Raw genomic sequence first — 14,836 nt, 5'->3', positions numbered from 1 at the left:
GCACAATTATTTGTAGGATGGGTTAGCGGTAGCGTAACATGAGCGGGCGTTGGGTTTCATGCTTCAACCCAACCTACGTTCATCTAGAAAAAGAGACCTTTCCCCATATTTACGGTGCTATCAACCTAGAATCGGTGGTTTTTGTCAAACCCTTACAGGATTTGATCAATTCCTAGAACTAAATCATCTAACTCTTGGTAATCGGGGAGAGTAGTATCGATGCTCAACCCGCGCCGAATCACGAGGCGATCCCACTGTGGTCGCGATAATAGCTCGCTAAAGTAGCGAGCCTTGAAAATTAACAAATTTGCCTCTAGACCCGTCTTAATGCGCCCTAAATGGGGCAATCCGAGCAGATTTGCCGGGGTGAGGGTGACACTATTTACCCAGTCAGCATAGGGTGTATCGAGATGGGCAATCCGCACCGCTTGGGTAAAGACTTCTAAACCATCGTGATCCCCAAAACCATAAAAGGGATCGCGACAGTTATCACTGGCAAAAGCCACCGGAATTCCCGCTTTTTTCATCTCTTTTACCTTAGTTGTCCCGCGCCAAAAGGGGGTTTTTTCCTCTTGACGATCCTGTAGGTAGAGATTGCACATCGGCAAGCTAACGATAGCAATGCCCGCATTTTTGACTAAATTTAGGGTTTCTTGGATTATTTCAGGGGATTGTACCGCTAAACTGCAACAGTGACCACAGATGATTTGTCCAGAAAATTGCTCTTTGATGGCAGTACGCGCGATCGCTGCTAAACAGGTAGAATCGGGGTCGCCGTTTTCATCCAGATGAAAATCGAGATTTAAACCCCTTTCTTGGGCTAATTTGAAGGTAATATCAATTTGTGCCTGTAAATCTGGATTTGTGTAGGCTACTCCCCCTAATATGCCCCCAAATTCGGCAATTTTATCGGCTAAGGCCGCTCCCTCGGAGGTTTGATAGTAGTCAAGGGAAACTAGAGAAACCGCTTGCAGGGTGATTTTACCGGCCCATTTTCGTTGCAATTCTCCCAAAGCGGTTAAGCTAATCTGTGCCTGTTGACCAAAAGAGTCGATATGGGTGCGAATAGCGGCGGTTCCGTGGGCATAACTGCATTTAACGCCGAATTCCATGCGACGATACACATCCTCTAAGCGCCACTCCCGTCGGGAATCCTCTAGGGCCATTTTTAAGGCACTGTCAAAAGTGCCATCATGGTTAGGACAACGATGCCAACTATGACCTTTATCGAGATGGGTGTGCATATCGACAAAGCAAGGAAAAACAATCTTTTTTTTGAGGTCAATAACGGGAATATTATCTTCGGGGGGGATTGTTGAGGTAATGCGATTAATGTTACCGTCATTAATTTCCAGATTAACTAAGGTTAATCCCTCGGAGGTTTGGGGAGAGAAACTCTCATTTTCTAGCAGGGAAACGGGAATATGAGCATTTTTGAGCCAGTAGCGCTCGCTTGATGGAATCATAAGACCTCTGGTAAAAATCAAAAATTGTTGTTAGGGTTAGGAGTCGGTCGTCGGTGCATCTCACATTTGCAGGAATACCGACAGTCAGCAATTATCAGTAACTCTTATAGCGGTTCTCACACCTGTGTGGCACAGTTAAACCTTTGCTAATTAAGCTTTTCAACATCGATAATGTACCTCTTGCGAACAGGAAACGCTATAGATAATTACAAATGTATCAGCAGCTGCGTGTAAGCATCCCACCGAAAAACTAATGCGCGGGGGGTTTGGGGGCGGCGCCACGCCCCCAACGGGGGGTTTGGGGGGTAGAACCCCCCAAAAGCTTGGATTGAGTGATAAAATCGGAAGTAATGCCCGATCTTAGCCGAGAGTTTCCCCGTAAAAATCCCAATTGGTAGATTTACAAAAATGAGATGCAGCCTCGGTCGTCGGTCGTTAGGAGAATTAAGAATGAATAATAATCAATTAAGGGGTATTAAGTAAGGAGTGTTCAATGGCATTAACAGTGCTATCTTTTCCCTGATTAATGTTTACTGATAAACTGGTAGGCGTGGCTTTAATTCCCAGCCATAAACTGCTAAAAATTCCTTTAATTTATCGGGGTGTAAATGGAGGTAATCGGGATTAACTTCATCGATAATGCCAATACCGCCTAAATCCCGCGCTCCTGCCGCTAAACAATCCAAGAGAAAAAGAGGATCGGGTACTAAATTCGGGGGAATTTGAATGACAATATCTGGGGGCAAAATTTCCCTGGCTTGCCTAACCAGATCGGGTAATTTTTGCAGATCAAAAGGATTATTTTGCCACTGTTCTCTTTTGCCCGGATTGTAGGGTTGTAGGATCACTTCTTGAATATGTCCCCAACGTTGATGAATAGTGGCAATAGTTTCTAAGGTTACTAAGCGATCGCATTCTGTTTCACCAATTCCTAATAATAACCCCGTAGTAAAAGGAATTCCTAATTCTCCCGCCCATTGTAACTGCTCTAAGCGCAGGGATGGCACTTTACTGGGGGCATGACGATGGACGGTATCTAATAAAGTCACCGTCATTTGTTCTAACATTATGCCCATAGATAGATTGACATTTTTTAGTTTTTCCATCTCGGCAAAAGTTAAAATACCTGCATTGGTATGGGGATAAAAACCCATATTTAAAGCCAATGCTGCTAAATTATAAATATGCCGAAACCATGACTCTCGATTGGCTGCTAAAGGATGAACTTCCCCGCTAAGAATTAAAATTTCCGTAATTTCCGAACCCTGCAAAGCAGTTAAAATCTCTTTGGCCTTGTCTAGACTTAACCAGCCATCAGTGCCTAAATCCCTGCGAAAATTACAATAACTGCAACGATTGAAACACTCGTAGGTAGGTACAAGGGTATGAGAGGGACTATAGGTGACAATTCTTGACATTTTTTTCGGAATTGGAGTTCATTACGAGCATTCAAGGGCGATAAAATTTGCTATCGTGGGAAGAATTGCTGTTTTATTCACTTAAAAACACCCTCCCTTTTCGCTTCCTCCTATGATTTTCGATCCTGCCAGTCTTCCCTCCCATCGTCAAACGATTCGCCCGATTAGCGCCACAGCCCTGCACGGAATTGTATTTCAAGATGACAAATTAATCGCTATCGACGCAAAAAACGGCTATTTATACCAAATTGCCCTCGATACTGGTCATACAACCGTACTTAATTCCCATCGCTGGCAAGAATTCGTCGGGACGACGGGATTGGCAATCGATGATCAAAATAACCTCTGGTTTACTACCCGCGAAAATCTCTACTGCTGCACTCTCGAAGATTTTACCCCGAAATTTTTTACCCGTCTTCCCTACACCGCTAACGGAGTCGCCGTAACTGCTAACACAATTTATGTCACTTGTCAACGTTCTGGACAAATCTTTATATTTGATCGCCAATCGGGACAGGAAATTACTCGTTTGTACGCGCCGGGTATCGGCATCGAAAATATCACTATTCGCGGGGAAGAACTTTGGTTAACGGATACCCTAGAACAAACGGTTTACTGTCTTGATCGCGCCACGGGAGAACAGCTTTTTAGCATGATAACTCCTTTTGAATCACCGACGGGATTAGCATTTTATTGCGATGCGAACAGTGGCAAGGATATCTTATATGTGGCCTATGCTTTCCAAGAACCCTTTATCCGCGATAATCCCAATTCCGAACAGGTTTACGAACTTAGTTATCGTCCGCGTACTTTTGTCCATCCTCTATATTTTCACTACGATCCCGCTAAAAAATACACCCTTTCTAACGGTTATCTGATTGAATTATCCTACGTCGAGGAATTGGAACCTCTATATAATATCGAACTAAAAGATGTGGAATGGCGCATCGCTTTACCCCTAGAAACACCGCGGCAAAAAATTCGCAGCGTCGAAGCGGTGGGATTGCCTTTTATTGAAGAAATTCAGGACGGGCAGCGGGTGGCAGTATTTAAGTTCAAGCAAATAACCGGCAAACAACGTCATATTTTTGGTTGGAAAGTAGTCCTAGAAGTGTGGGGAATTAAATACCAAATTACTCCCAAAGATTGCGAAGATTTACCCCCCTTACCCGCCGATTTTCCCGATCGCTATTTGATCGATAATGATGATCTGGCTATGAATACAGAAATTATCCTCAATGCTGCCCAAGAAGCGATCGGTCGGGAAACCAATATACTCAGAAAAGTTTATAGTATTCGTAACTACGTCTATGATCAGCTTTCCTACGGCATCAAACCCAACATCGACACCCCCGATATTGCCCTGCGGCGCGGAGTGGGTTCCTGTGGCGAATATGTGGGTTTATTATTGGCTTTGTGTCGTCTCAATGGTATTGCGAGTCGTACGGTAGGACGTTATAAATGCCCACCCCATCCCCTCGAACGTAATTTACCCCTCGAACCGGATTACAATCACGTCTGGATGGAATTTTATCTCCCCTCTATCGGTTGGGTTCCCATGGAGTCCAATCCCGATGATATTTTTGAAGGTGGTCCCTATCCCAATCGTTTCTTTATGGGTTTAGCTTGGTATCACACGGAAATTGCCAAAGATATCCCCTTTGAACGAATGCTCAGTGAAGGACAACCGGTGTTAAAAACCCAAGTTCCCATCGGTGATTTAGCGATTAATCACGTTCAATTCATCATTCTTGAGGAATTAGCCCCAAAAGACTAGAATTCTGACCCATCATCTAGGATGCCCATTTCTCTATCTCTGGCTTCTTTGAGTTCTTTGACCATTTGCAAACCCGCACCCACAGAGAAGCCCAGGGCTGCCCCGGCACCGGCAAAATAACGTCCATAGATGATTTGATAGTGATAGGGATTTTTATAGTTGACTTGGCTGGGATTGCGTTCAATGCGGCTAATGCCATAACCGATACCTGCCCCGACTAAAGCCGTCACTAGGCCTGAAAATAGAACTAGACGAAAGTTCATGATCTTATCTCCCGATGGACTCTGACTTTAGATTATCGCTGAAAATTAGTTCCTGGCAAGCGATCGCAATAATTCGTTATCAAGTGAACCAAATCGCCCACAAAGCTAGAACTGTGGATAGGAAACCATAGGATTTATCGAATCGTCAAAAAACCAATCTTTCCCTATAGGTAGTTATTGGTAAAAGTTAAGGTGATTTATCTATTACCAGACTTTTTTTACTCCTGTAGGTAAACCAACTCGCATAAAAAATCTAGCGAAAGCTTGAGATAAATGTTCACGATAGGGAGGACGTAAACGAAGTCGAGGTTGCTGTTTATTTTGCAAGAAGGATTCCAAAAAAGTCCTCGGCAAAGTGTACACATCATGAAAATCAACTATTCGATGAGTTAATTTTAGGTTGCCAATTTCCCCTTCGTTGAGCATAGAAAGATTCCATATATAACCATTTTTAATATCATCACAATATCTCCCCCACGCCTTGGCCGTAGGATTTTGTTTCATATTGTTCATTGTCTGTTCCCAATATTCTTGATATTGGCTGAGAGCAAAGTGAGGGCAAAGGATGACATTATTGACTTTCTTGTTTTCTAAGTCGCAGCCTTGGGTGATAACAACCAGATCAATCTCAGCTACTTCCACTAAGGATCGAAGTGTTTCAATTTCTGTTTGATTGCTTACCTCAACAGATTTAGAAGCCCAACGAACCACAGGACAATTAAGAATAATATCCCCTTGGGTTAACTCAACATTTGCATCTACCGCCTCATACCAAAGGTCATTAGTTATCATCTTCGATTCGAGAATTATCAATTATAACACAAGGTTTCCAAGTGGATTTTTCCTGAGATTTAATGTTTACTTCTTCGGAAAATAAGATTTTCGTTTGATGAGAAACTACAAAAACTCCCCGACAATCCAGTTCATCATCATCATCTTCTGCTGCGTCTATCCGGCAAGATTCTGATGATAAAACTGTAGGTAATTTTACCACTTCTATTAGGGGTGGTTGTTCGTAGGAGGGTAATTGTTTACTGTCTGTTTCCACTTTCACGTTAACTGCCTCGTTGACTAAGTTGGGCGATTAATTAGGTTATATCTCAATATCTAGGCTAACTCAAGCCGGCGGGCTGATTTGCTCACACTTTACATCCCGTAAAATGGTAGCACTTGGGGCTAGTGGTGACGTTTTCCCGCTTGCCAATCCAGATAGGCTAAATCGAGAATATCAGGGGCATTTATGCCTAAAGGGAGAGAAAATGTATTAGGCTAAAAACTAAACTATTTTGGCAAGATTTCTTTGAAGACCTCCTCAGCCTACTTATTGGTTTTCCACGGTAGTCGCGATCCGCGTCCAGCCATGGCGGTGACACGATTAGCAGCCTTAGTTCAAGAAAAAATTAGTCAACCCGCCGAAAGATTAGCGAGTAAATCGGAGTTTAGCCCATCTCTAGCGGTTCTAGAAGCAGATAATCGGGTATTAGTAGGGACTGCCGCCCTAGAATTAGTGATAACACCTCTCCATCAACAAATAGAAGCTTTTGCCCAACAAGCACAAAGCCAAGGATGTAGCCGGTTGCAGATTATCCCCCTGTTTCTCCTGTCGGGGGTTCACGTTAAAGAAGATATTCCCGCGGCCGTGGCCAAAGTGCGATCGCCGATTGAGCTAGAGTTAAAGCCCCATTTAGGCAGTTATCAGGGCATAAAATCGCTGTTATCGCGACAATTTGCTGATTTAAGCCCCCAAGACCGCATTTTACTGTCCCACGGTAGTCGTCGCCCCGGGGGTAATCGGGAAGTGGAAAGTCTAGCGGCGTTTTTTCGGGCAATTACAGCTTATTGGTCGATAGAACCGAGTTTATCCCAACAAATCGAGAGTTTAATCGCTCAAGGTAGCCCAACAATCGCTATACTGCCCTATTTCCTCTTTACTGGTGGAATTACGGCCGCGATCGAAGCCCAAGTTTTTGACATATCACAAAAGCATCCAAATGTCAATATATCTTTAGGTAAATCTTTGGGAGCGACGGGGGAATTAGCCGAGATTATTGTTGAGGAAGGATGTGGATGAAGCGAGCAGCGATCGCTTTAGGCGGTAATTTAGGGGATTCAGCGACAATTTTAGGGCAAGCTTTAGGGGAATTAGAGCGAGTCAAAGGAATTACACTAGAAGCTCATTCCCAATGGTATCAAACCGCAGCCGTCGGCCCTCCTCAGCCCGATTATCTCAACGGTTGCGCCATTGTGCAAGTGGATTTATCGCCCTTAGATTTACTGCATAAATTATTAGAAATCGAGCAGTTATTCGGGAGAGTCCGACGGGAAAGATGGGGACCGCGTACCCTCGATTTAGACTTAATATTTTATGATGACCTGATCTTAGAAACGCCCGAATTACAGATACCCCATCCCCGCTGCCGAGAACGAGCCTTCGTGCTGCTTCCCCTGGCAGAAATTGCCCCCGATTGGCGAGATCCCGTAACCGGAAAAACTATCCTTCAGCTATTGGGGCAATTGGGATTGGGGGAGTAGGATGTTAGGTGTTGGGGTTTTAGGGTTTTAGGGTTTTAGGGTTTTAGTTGAAATTCCCCCATCTCTCCTGCTCCCCACTACCCCACTACCCCACTTCCCCACCTCCCCACCACCCCAAATAACCGCGTCTCAGTTACCGCCCCGAAACTCTACAATAAAGGCAGCAGCATCAATAAACAGTAAAAAAATCAACCGTGACCAAGACCCCATCGATCGAGGAAACTCATTACAATCAGGCTAAAGCTAGTTTACAACAGGCCTTAACTTGGTATGCCAGTTTTCGCCGCCATTGGAATTATCCCCCCGATCCCCAACTTCAGGCCGCCGTTAAACAGGATTTGCAGTCCCTCAAATCGGCCTTGGATAAACTGGATGAAACAGTGATTCGGGTGGCAGCCTTCGGGTTAGTCAGTCGCGGTAAATCCTCGGTGGTAAACGCTTTAGTCGGTCAAAAAGTCCTGGCAACCGGACCCCTGCACGGGGTGACACGCTGGCCGCGATCGGTACGTTGGACACCAGCCACGGGTAAAATCCAGATAGAATTAATCGATACCCCCGGATTGGATGAGATTGAAGGGGAAGCGCGGGCGAATATGGCCAGAGAAGTCGCTAAAAGTGCCGATTTAATTTTATTTATCGTCGCGGGGGATATTACCCGGACCGAATACGAGGCCTTGGCAGAATTGCGCCGGGCCAAAAAACCGATCATTTTGGTGTTTAATAAGATTGATCTCTATCCGGAAGCCGATCGCCGCCAGATTTTTCAGCAGTTACAGAGATTAGGAACCAATCGGGACGAAAAAACGTTAGAAGATTTGTTAACTAGCGATGAGATAGTTATGGTAGCCGCCGAACCGCAACCGATTCCCGTCCGGGTGGAATACCCCGATGGGCGCGTGGTGACTGAGTGGGAAACCCCTCCCCCCCAAATTGAGGAGCTGCAAGATAAACTCTTAACGATTTTAAATCGGGAAGGGCGATCGCTACTGGCCTTAAATGCTTTAGTGCAAGGGCAAGAAGCGGAGGAAAATATCGCTAGAAAAACCCTGGAACTCCGGGACAGTCAAGCGGAGGAAATTATCTGGCAATACGCGAAATATAAGGCTTTAGCGATTGCGGCCAATCCGATCGCTATTTTAGACCTACTAGGGGGTTCAATCGTCGATTTGACTCTAGTTCGGGCTTTAGCTCGTTTGTACGGCTTGCCGATTACCAGTCACCAAGCTGGTCAACTCTGGCGGACTCTACTTTTGAGTAGTGCGGGGTTGCTGGTGGGGGAAATCCTCAGCACTGTGATTATCGGTTTGGGCAAAACGGCAGCGGCAGCGGCGAGTATTTTTGAAAATCCCACCTCTTTAACCCTCTACGGTAGCACCGCTCTCCTACAGGGAGCAATTGCCGCTTATGGAACCTATATCATCGGGAAAGCCGCTAAAATCTATCTAGAACGCGGTTGTAGTTGGGGGGCATCCGGACCGAGTACGGTGATCAATCAAATTCTCGCTCAAGTTCATCCGCAAACTATTTTATATCGTTTACGTCTAGAACTAGAACAGTGATTTTAAAGGAAAAAGTAAAAAGGAAAAAAGGCAACAGTGATCAATTAAATATGGTTCTTCGTTACTTGGCATGGTTCGATCGGATGGCATAAATCGACTAAATTCTTATCTGGCAAGAGACTTAATTGATTAGTTCGTTCTAGAGGGAAAACAATTGACAAAAATCGCAGCCATGTCTTTCTATATAATGGTTTCATCCCTTATAAACCCGTCCATTGCATAACACGAACCACTGACGACCGACTCCTGATGACCGACTCCTAATTTTAGAAACTTAATTTTTGACAACGACAACTAGCTAGAAATATTGAGAGAAAATCATGTCTGCTGCCCATAAGTCCTATGTTCCCGTTCCCGTTTCTCGCCAAAAAAGCCAAGGGAGTCAACGTCGTCCCCAGTCGCGGGTAACTTCCCCCAACCCCACTACTAAACCAGTTACTCAATCCTCCCCGACTCCCACCGTCAAACCGACGACTAAATCGGTGGCGAGAGTTCCCGTGGCCCCGACACAAAAACAATTAGCCTCGCGTCAATTACGTTCCCTTTGCCTCCTAGAAAGAATAGTGGCCGTGATTACTTTTTGTCTGTTGGGTTCGACTCTGGGAATATATGCTTGGACGGTATATATTCCCAAGGTTTGGGACAAAGAATTTGGTAAACTGGAAACACTGCAACGTCACGAGCGCCATCTTTTGGCCACCAATGAAACCCTTAAACATCAACTAGCTCAACAAGCAGAAAAACCCGAAACCGGATTAACTCATCCCCAACCCTTCCAAACTATCTTTTTACAGCGTAAATCTGCCCCTAACCTGAAACCAGCCACCGCTTCTCAACCCCAATCTACCGTCACTTCTCGACCGAGAAGTGCCTATTAACAGTTATCAGTTAACAGTTAACAGTTATCAGATGTGAGTTTTTAAGTGTGCAGTATTAAAGAGAAGTTTCCTACTGTCTTTTTACTGTTTACCGTTTACTGATTCCTGTTTACTGCTCACTGATTACTGCTTACTGCTTACTGCTCACTGGTTACTGAAAGATACTGCTCATGACTGACACAAAAAGACCCAGATTTAGAGGTAAAAAAACTCGATCGCCCTCTGGCAGGATCCAGGACAGAAAGTCCTATTTAAACGCCAAAAAACGGCAAAAAAACTTAAAAAATTTGCCTTTGAGTAACGGGCGATTGGTGGCGGTGTGGTTGATTTTAGTCATGGGTATTGTGGGTTTAGCTTGGCGATTGTACCAATTGCAAATAGTACAAGGACAGGAATTGCAAAAAAGAGCCAGACAACAGCAAACTACCAGTATTAGACCCTATATTCCCCGACGGGCGATCGTCGATAGTAATGGTAATGTTTTGGCGACCGATCGCTTGATTTATACTCTTTATGTACACCCAAAACTGTTTGCTATTCCGCCGGCAGAAGTGGCTGATAAATTAGCTCCTTTATTAAATATTCCCACTAATCAACTGATTCAAAGATTTAAAGAAAAAGAAACAGGAATTCGTTTAGCCAATCAATTAACCGAATCCGTGGCTAGGGGATTAAAACAATTATCTCTTGACGGTGTAGAATTAGAGGAAAAGTACGCTCGTTATTATCCCCAAGACGATGTGGCAGCCGACGTGATTGGCTATGTAGATAAAGAACATCGTGGTCAAGCAGGATTAGAGAGAGGTTCCAGTCAGTTATTAGAAAGAGATCCCTTTTCTGTCAATACAAGACGCATGGGAGACGGGCGAATTTTACCCGCTTTTGTTCCCGATGGTATCTTTCAATTTGATGAATTACAGTTAGAAGTAACCCTCGATTTAAAACTACAAAGAGCCGCCAGGACGGCCCTACGAGAACAGCTAAAGAAATTTAATGCTAAACGGGGAGCCGTCATCGTTATGGACTCCCTTGACGGTTCTCTTTTAGCCCTAGTTTGTGAGCCAACTTTTAACCCCAATGAATATTATAAAGCCCATGTGGCTCTATTTAAAAATTGGACCGTAGCCGATCAGTACGAACCGGGGTCAACTTTTAAACCAATTATTGTCGCCATGGCCATGGAAGCGGGGGCAATTAAAGCTAGTACGGTAGTCAATGATCCGGGGGCAATTACTGTCGGTCCCTGGACGATTAAAAATGCCTCTAAACAGGGTTATGGGGCGCTAGATATGGCCAGAGTTCTGCAAACCTCTAGTAACGTGGCCATGGTGCAAATTGCCCAAAAAATGGGGCGAGTTGATTTCTATAAAAGTTTATTAGGATTGGAAATAAATCAAAGGGTTGGCGTAGATTTACCCGGAGAAGTGGCAGGATATCTCAAACCCGAACAAGAATTTCTGGATAATGCCATTGAATCGGCCACCGCTTCCTTTGGTCAAGGTTTATCCCTAACGCCTTTAAAATTAGTACAGTTGCACGGTGCGCTGGCCAATGGTGGCACCTTAGTAACTCCCCATGTGATCAAAGGATTAGCCGACGACCGCGGCCGTTTGCACTGGCAGCCCGATTATCCCAGCAAAAAAGTCTTTTCTCCCACCGTGGCCCGGCAAGTGGTGGAAATGATGGAAACCGTCGTCAGCAAGGGGACGGGGGTAGCGGCCCAAATCCCCGGTTATCGCATCGGAGGCAAAACGGGAACCGCACAAAAAGCTAGTCCGACGGGGGGTTATCTACCTAACGCCAAAATTACCAGTTTTGTCGCGATTTTACCGATCGAATCGCCCCGTTATGTGGTTTTGGTGGTGGTGGATGAACCCAAGGGTGCCAATACTTTTGGCTCCACTGTTGCCGCTCCTGTGGCAAAAACGGTGATGAATACCCTCATTTCCCTCAAAGGTATCCCCCCCACCTCCAAGGTCGTTCCGGCGGGTTCTGCGACCAATAAACCCCCGCGGCACGATTAATTTAAGTCTTTTTGAAAGAGGCTTTACCTAACAAAGCACAGAGAAATATTATGGGGCTGTCATTCCCATTTCGATCCATACTTCTAAGTGGGTGGGTGGAATTAAATATAAAATGAACGTAGGTTGGGTTGAAGCATGAAACCCAACGCCCGCATGGGTTACGCTACCGCTAACCCATCCTACAAATAATTGTGCCTCCCTACTTATCAAATCTCGTATAACCCCTGTAACCATCTCAAAAAATTTGCTGATTGGGGATGGGAGCGATTAAGTATTCTTTGTTTTACTGCATCGTGAAGTTGTTTCCCCGGCGGATCTTGCCAAGCTAAATAGGTATGAATATTAGCCTTATCTAGATGATAATCTCTATATAGCGGTGTGCAGTCGTATGAGGTACAGTGTCACGAGCTATAAACCATGCTAGGCAAAGCTTGGTCTGTATCTCACTCAAGCGCTTACCGCTATAGGTTGCCCCTTGTTGTTTTGCCTCTATCACCTTGTTTTGTGTATATTGCCAAAGATTATTATCGGGAACTAAATAGGCTAAAAAAGTCTCTAACATCCCTCTAGATTGATTATCTTGCATCATCCACACACCGAATTTTATCCCCGATTCTATAGCGGTGTGCAGTCGTATGAGGTACAGTGTCACGAGCTATAAACCATGCTAGGCAAAGCTTGGTCTGTATCTCACTCAAGCGCTTACCGCTATAGAGTCATAATTAATCCCGCTGCTGGTAAATTTTGAGGTAAGCTAGGTATATTTGGTAAACAGGCATTATATAAACTTTTCCAACGATTATCAGGTTCTTCGTCCGCATCCATAATAATTCCTAAATGAGTTAGTCCGTTAGGAGTTTTTAGTTGCGTAGAGATATATTTAGGTTTTAGTAAATTTTCAACACCATCACAATTTATGATATTCAATGGTTCTTCCCCTCTATTCCAAGTAACTCCATTTGCTGCCATTAATTGGGGAATAACTCTCAATTCCTCTGCACCTTCCACTAATAACTTTTTTGTCTCTATTTTAGGCATTGTTACCGCACCTCAAGATTACTTGTAGCAGCAATATAGCGGTAAGCGCTTGAGTGAGATACAGACCAAGCTTTGCCTAGCATGGTTTATAGCTCGTGACACTGTACCTCATACGACTGCACACCGCTATAACAATTTCTTCTGGATCAAAGATTACAGATTGGCTTTTTTCCCTATCTATCCTTTGAATAGTAATATCGTTATCGGTAATTTTTTCTTCGGTAATTAATTCGGCTAAACTTTGCCAACAATCGCGGCTGTGAGTGGTGGCAAATACCTGAATATTGAGTTTTTTGGCGGTTTCCCAGACGACTTTCCACATATCAGTCATGACAGTAAAATGCAATCCGCTATCAATTTCATCAACTAATAAAATTCCATTTTCAAGATTAACCATCGCTAAAACTAATCCTAACATTCGCCAAAATCCATCGCCTAAACTGCCAATAGGTATAGGTTGATCATGATTTTTAATTTTGATTAAAAACCCACCTCTAACACCTAGGTTATTTGAATTTAAATACTTGCCAGAACCAACACTGGCTATCCTTTCAATTTTTGGCTCAATAATTTTCAAAGATTCAATAATTAAATCTTCTAAAGGAGAGAGAACAATGTTATCAAAAAGTGCTGCCATATCAGAACTTGTTAGAGAAAATGGTGTTATAGCGGTGTGCAGTCGTATGAGGTACAGTGTCACGAGCTATAAACCATGCTAGGCAAAGCTTGGTCTGTATCTCACTCAAGCGCTTACCGCTATAAGAACTTCAATTCAATTTTATTATCAATACCTATTTTATGGGAAATTCTGCTTAAACTAGCTATTCTTCTTATAGAATCTCTGGCAAGAGTACCGTTGGCAAGAAGTTCCAGTTCAATAGGTTTTTGTGATTGACTCCATCCAATACTTAAAAGAAGTTTACCCCATTCCTCATTGTCGAAATTGTTATCATTATTTTGATTTATATCATCATTTTTGTCTGAAAATAAAGATAGTTGTATAGGAATGCTTTCAACAGAAATGGTAACACTTGCTAGATAGGATTTGCCATATCCACTGATGATAATTTTTTTACTTGGGATGATTTCATGCCCAGGAAATAAATGACAAATTTCAAAAACTTTAGTGCGACTATAGCGGTGTGCAGTCGTATGAGGTACAGTGTCACGAGCTATAAACCATGCTAGGCAAAGCTTGGTCTGTATCTCACTCAAGCGCTTACCGCTATAGGTAGATTACTTTCTGACCAACCAAACTCACCTCTATAGCTAATAGTTTCAAGAAATATATCTATATTATTCTGAGCATACAAAAACTGAATCGCTTCTAAAATAGAAGTTTTACCGCTATTATTTTTACCCACTAAGAGATTAATTCGACCAAGATTGGCCATCTCAAAATTCTGAAACCCGCGAAAGCCTTCAATTTTTAGGGATTGTAACATGAGTGATTACCCCGGATTTTCAGTTATTAAATCTAGTTTATCTCAACCCCAGTAGCCAAAGCCCCCGACGAGACTAGATAGCGCAGACTCACCTTACCATCGCGGATTAACTCAATCAGCGCTTTTAGTCCCTTTTCACCTTTCGAGCATTATAGCTGGTTTCGGGGCAGAAAACCAGCAAAAACATGACTACAGAGGGAATCGCTGACTCTAGAGATTAATGACAATAAATTCCTAGCTGCCGATATAGTTCAACCTCATCCTTGCAAACAGTTAAGGTTTTTTGTTCTTCAATATTCTGAATAGCTTGTTGAGTTTTGGCTCTTCGTTACCCTTTATGCTAAATCAACAGACAAGATGCCAAGATAACATACTTCTAACCCAAAAATTCCGAAAGTTTCTAAAGCCATAGCCTCTCCGTTTTATTAGTTTAAGT

Annotated in this window: 15 protein-coding genes and 3 pseudogenes; 7 read left to right on the top strand and 11 right to left on the bottom strand. The window is 43.6% G+C overall.

Features of this window, described 5'->3' with window-relative positions:
- Positions 1–77: 77 nt before the first annotated feature.
- Positions 78–176 (top strand): annotated as a pseudogene (locus IM477_RS22965) (DUF952 domain-containing protein); the annotation flags it as partial.
- Here IM477_RS22965 and IM477_RS05865 read toward each other — a convergent pair.
- Together IM477_RS05865 and cofG are read right to left on the bottom strand one after the other, a co-directional pair.
- On the bottom strand, positions 153–1,466 hold the full coding sequence (locus IM477_RS05865) for a cytosine deaminase (RefSeq protein WP_287730891.1): 1,314 nt from the start codon (positions 1,464–1,466) through the stop codon (positions 153–155). The pseudogene IM477_RS22965 and the gene IM477_RS05865 sit on opposite strands and share 24 nt — an antisense overlap.
- Before the next feature lie 530 nt (positions 1,467–1,996).
- Positions 1,997–2,884 carry a 7,8-didemethyl-8-hydroxy-5-deazariboflavin synthase subunit CofG gene (gene cofG, locus IM477_RS05860; protein ID WP_287691560.1) on the bottom strand — a complete coding sequence of 296 codons (888 nt, stop codon included), beginning with the start codon at positions 2,882–2,884 and terminating at the stop codon, positions 1,997–1,999.
- Between the two features lie 112 nt (positions 2,885–2,996).
- Between cofG and IM477_RS05855 the strand changes: the two genes are divergently transcribed.
- Complete coding sequence (locus tag IM477_RS05855; RefSeq protein ID WP_287730890.1) at positions 2,997–4,661, top strand: transglutaminase domain-containing protein; 1,665 nt, start codon at positions 2,997–2,999, stop codon at positions 4,659–4,661.
- Here the strand turns inward: IM477_RS05855 and IM477_RS05850 are convergent.
- The 3 genes from IM477_RS05850 to IM477_RS05840 all read right to left on the bottom strand — a co-directional run bounded on the left by IM477_RS05850 (position 4,658) and on the right by IM477_RS05840 (position 5,972).
- The gene (locus tag IM477_RS05850) at positions 4,658–4,924 is read right to left on the bottom strand and encodes a hypothetical protein (protein WP_287730889.1); all 267 of its coding nucleotides are present in this window, start codon (positions 4,922–4,924) and stop codon (positions 4,658–4,660) included. The two genes, IM477_RS05855 and IM477_RS05850, sit on opposite strands and share 4 nt — an antisense overlap.
- A gap of 204 nt (positions 4,925–5,128) precedes the next feature.
- Positions 5,129–5,716 (bottom strand): hypothetical protein, encoded by a 588-nt coding sequence (locus tag IM477_RS05845; protein ID WP_190718128.1) that lies wholly within the window; start codon positions 5,714–5,716, stop codon positions 5,129–5,131.
- The gene (locus IM477_RS05840; protein WP_287730888.1) at positions 5,706–5,972 is read right to left on the bottom strand and encodes a hypothetical protein; all 267 of its coding nucleotides are present in this window, start codon (positions 5,970–5,972) and stop codon (positions 5,706–5,708) included. The genes IM477_RS05845 and IM477_RS05840 overlap by 11 nt, the downstream gene beginning before the upstream one ends.
- Before the next feature lie 252 nt (positions 5,973–6,224).
- Between IM477_RS05840 and IM477_RS05835 the strand changes: the two genes are divergently transcribed.
- The 3 genes from IM477_RS05835 (at position 6,225) to IM477_RS05825 (ending at position 9,015) form a co-directional block, all read left to right on the top strand.
- A complete protein-coding gene (locus IM477_RS05835; RefSeq protein ID WP_502866534.1) occupies positions 6,225–6,995 on the top strand; it encodes a sirohydrochlorin chelatase in 771 nt (256 codons plus the stop codon).
- Complete coding sequence (gene folK / locus IM477_RS05830; protein WP_287730892.1) at positions 6,992–7,456, top strand: 2-amino-4-hydroxy-6-hydroxymethyldihydropteridine diphosphokinase; 465 nt, start codon at positions 6,992–6,994, stop codon at positions 7,454–7,456. The genes IM477_RS05835 and folK overlap by 4 nt, the downstream gene beginning before the upstream one ends.
- Positions 7,457–7,650: 194 nt before the next feature.
- Positions 7,651–9,015 (top strand): GTP-binding protein, encoded by a 1,365-nt coding sequence (locus IM477_RS05825; RefSeq protein WP_287730887.1) that lies wholly within the window; start codon positions 7,651–7,653, stop codon positions 9,013–9,015.
- Between the two features lie 44 nt (positions 9,016–9,059).
- Here the strand turns inward: IM477_RS05825 and IM477_RS05820 are convergent, their stop codons facing one another.
- Entirely contained in the window at positions 9,060–9,212 is a 153-nt protein-coding gene (locus IM477_RS05820; RefSeq protein ID WP_072319912.1) for a transposase, read from the bottom strand.
- 123 nt (positions 9,213–9,335) lie between these two features.
- Between IM477_RS05820 and IM477_RS05815 the strand changes: the two genes are divergently transcribed.
- Positions 9,336–9,893, top strand: coding sequence for a hypothetical protein (locus IM477_RS05815; protein ID WP_287730886.1), 558 nt, complete (start codon positions 9,336–9,338; stop codon positions 9,891–9,893).
- A gap of 170 nt (positions 9,894–10,063) precedes the next feature.
- Positions 10,064–11,917, top strand: a complete 1,854-nt coding sequence (locus IM477_RS05810) for a peptidoglycan D,D-transpeptidase FtsI family protein (RefSeq protein WP_061433479.1) — start codon at positions 10,064–10,066, stop codon at positions 11,915–11,917.
- A gap of 206 nt (positions 11,918–12,123) precedes the next feature.
- Here IM477_RS05810 and IM477_RS22955 read toward each other — a convergent pair whose 3' ends face one another.
- The 5 genes and pseudogenes from IM477_RS22955 to IM477_RS22950 form a co-directional block, all read right to left on the bottom strand.
- Positions 12,124–12,258, bottom strand: coding sequence for a DUF3226 domain-containing protein (locus IM477_RS22955; protein ID WP_353845531.1), 135 nt, complete (start codon positions 12,256–12,258; stop codon positions 12,124–12,126).
- 11 nt (positions 12,259–12,269) lie between these two features.
- Complete coding sequence (locus IM477_RS05805; RefSeq protein WP_287730885.1) at positions 12,270–12,569, bottom strand: DUF3226 domain-containing protein; 300 nt, start codon at positions 12,567–12,569, stop codon at positions 12,270–12,272.
- Positions 12,570–12,625: 56 nt separating this feature from the next.
- Positions 12,626–12,955 (bottom strand): DUF3226 domain-containing protein, encoded by a 330-nt coding sequence (locus IM477_RS05800; RefSeq protein ID WP_287730884.1) that lies wholly within the window; start codon positions 12,953–12,955, stop codon positions 12,626–12,628.
- 76 nt (positions 12,956–13,031) lie between these two features.
- Positions 13,032–14,400: pseudogene (locus IM477_RS05795) on the bottom strand (AAA family ATPase).
- A 44-nt stretch (positions 14,401–14,444) separates the two neighbouring features.
- Positions 14,445–14,534, bottom strand: a pseudogene (locus tag IM477_RS22950) (divergent PAP2 family protein); the annotation flags it as partial.
- Between the last annotated feature and the right edge of the window lie 302 nt (positions 14,535–14,836).

It is taken from the genome of Microcystis sp. M090S1 (assembly GCF_020246295.1).
Lineage (GTDB): Bacteria > Cyanobacteriota > Cyanobacteriia > Cyanobacteriales > Microcystaceae > Microcystis > Microcystis aeruginosa.
This window is presented reverse-complemented; position numbering and strand designations above follow the sequence as displayed.

Bases quoted from the DNA above. Each gene is read 5' to 3' on its own strand.
- IM477_RS05820 (WP_072319912.1), bottom strand. From the start codon at position 9,212: ATGAAACCATTATATAGAAAGACATGGCTGCGATTTTTGTCAATTGTT.
- IM477_RS05845 (WP_190718128.1), bottom strand. From the start codon at position 5,716: ATGATAACTAATGACCTTTGGTATGAGGCGGTAGATGCAAATGTTGAG.
- cofG (WP_287691560.1), bottom strand. From the start codon at position 2,884: ATGTCAAGAATTGTCACCTATAGTCCCTCTCATACCCTTGTACCTACC.
- IM477_RS05800 (WP_287730884.1), bottom strand. From the start codon at position 12,955: ATGCCTAAAATAGAGACAAAAAAGTTATTAGTGGAAGGTGCAGAGGAA.
- IM477_RS05810 (WP_061433479.1), top strand. From the start codon at position 10,064: ATGACTGACACAAAAAGACCCAGATTTAGAGGTAAAAAAACTCGATCG.
- IM477_RS05815 (WP_287730886.1), top strand. From the start codon at position 9,336: ATGTCTGCTGCCCATAAGTCCTATGTTCCCGTTCCCGTTTCTCGCCAA.
- IM477_RS05865 (WP_287730891.1), bottom strand. From the start codon at position 1,466: ATGATTCCATCAAGCGAGCGCTACTGGCTCAAAAATGCTCATATTCCC.
- folK (WP_287730892.1), top strand. From the start codon at position 6,992: ATGAAGCGAGCAGCGATCGCTTTAGGCGGTAATTTAGGGGATTCAGCG.
- IM477_RS05850 (WP_287730889.1), bottom strand. From the start codon at position 4,924: ATGAACTTTCGTCTAGTTCTATTTTCAGGCCTAGTGACGGCTTTAGTC.
- IM477_RS05855 (WP_287730890.1), top strand. From the start codon at position 2,997: ATGATTTTCGATCCTGCCAGTCTTCCCTCCCATCGTCAAACGATTCGC.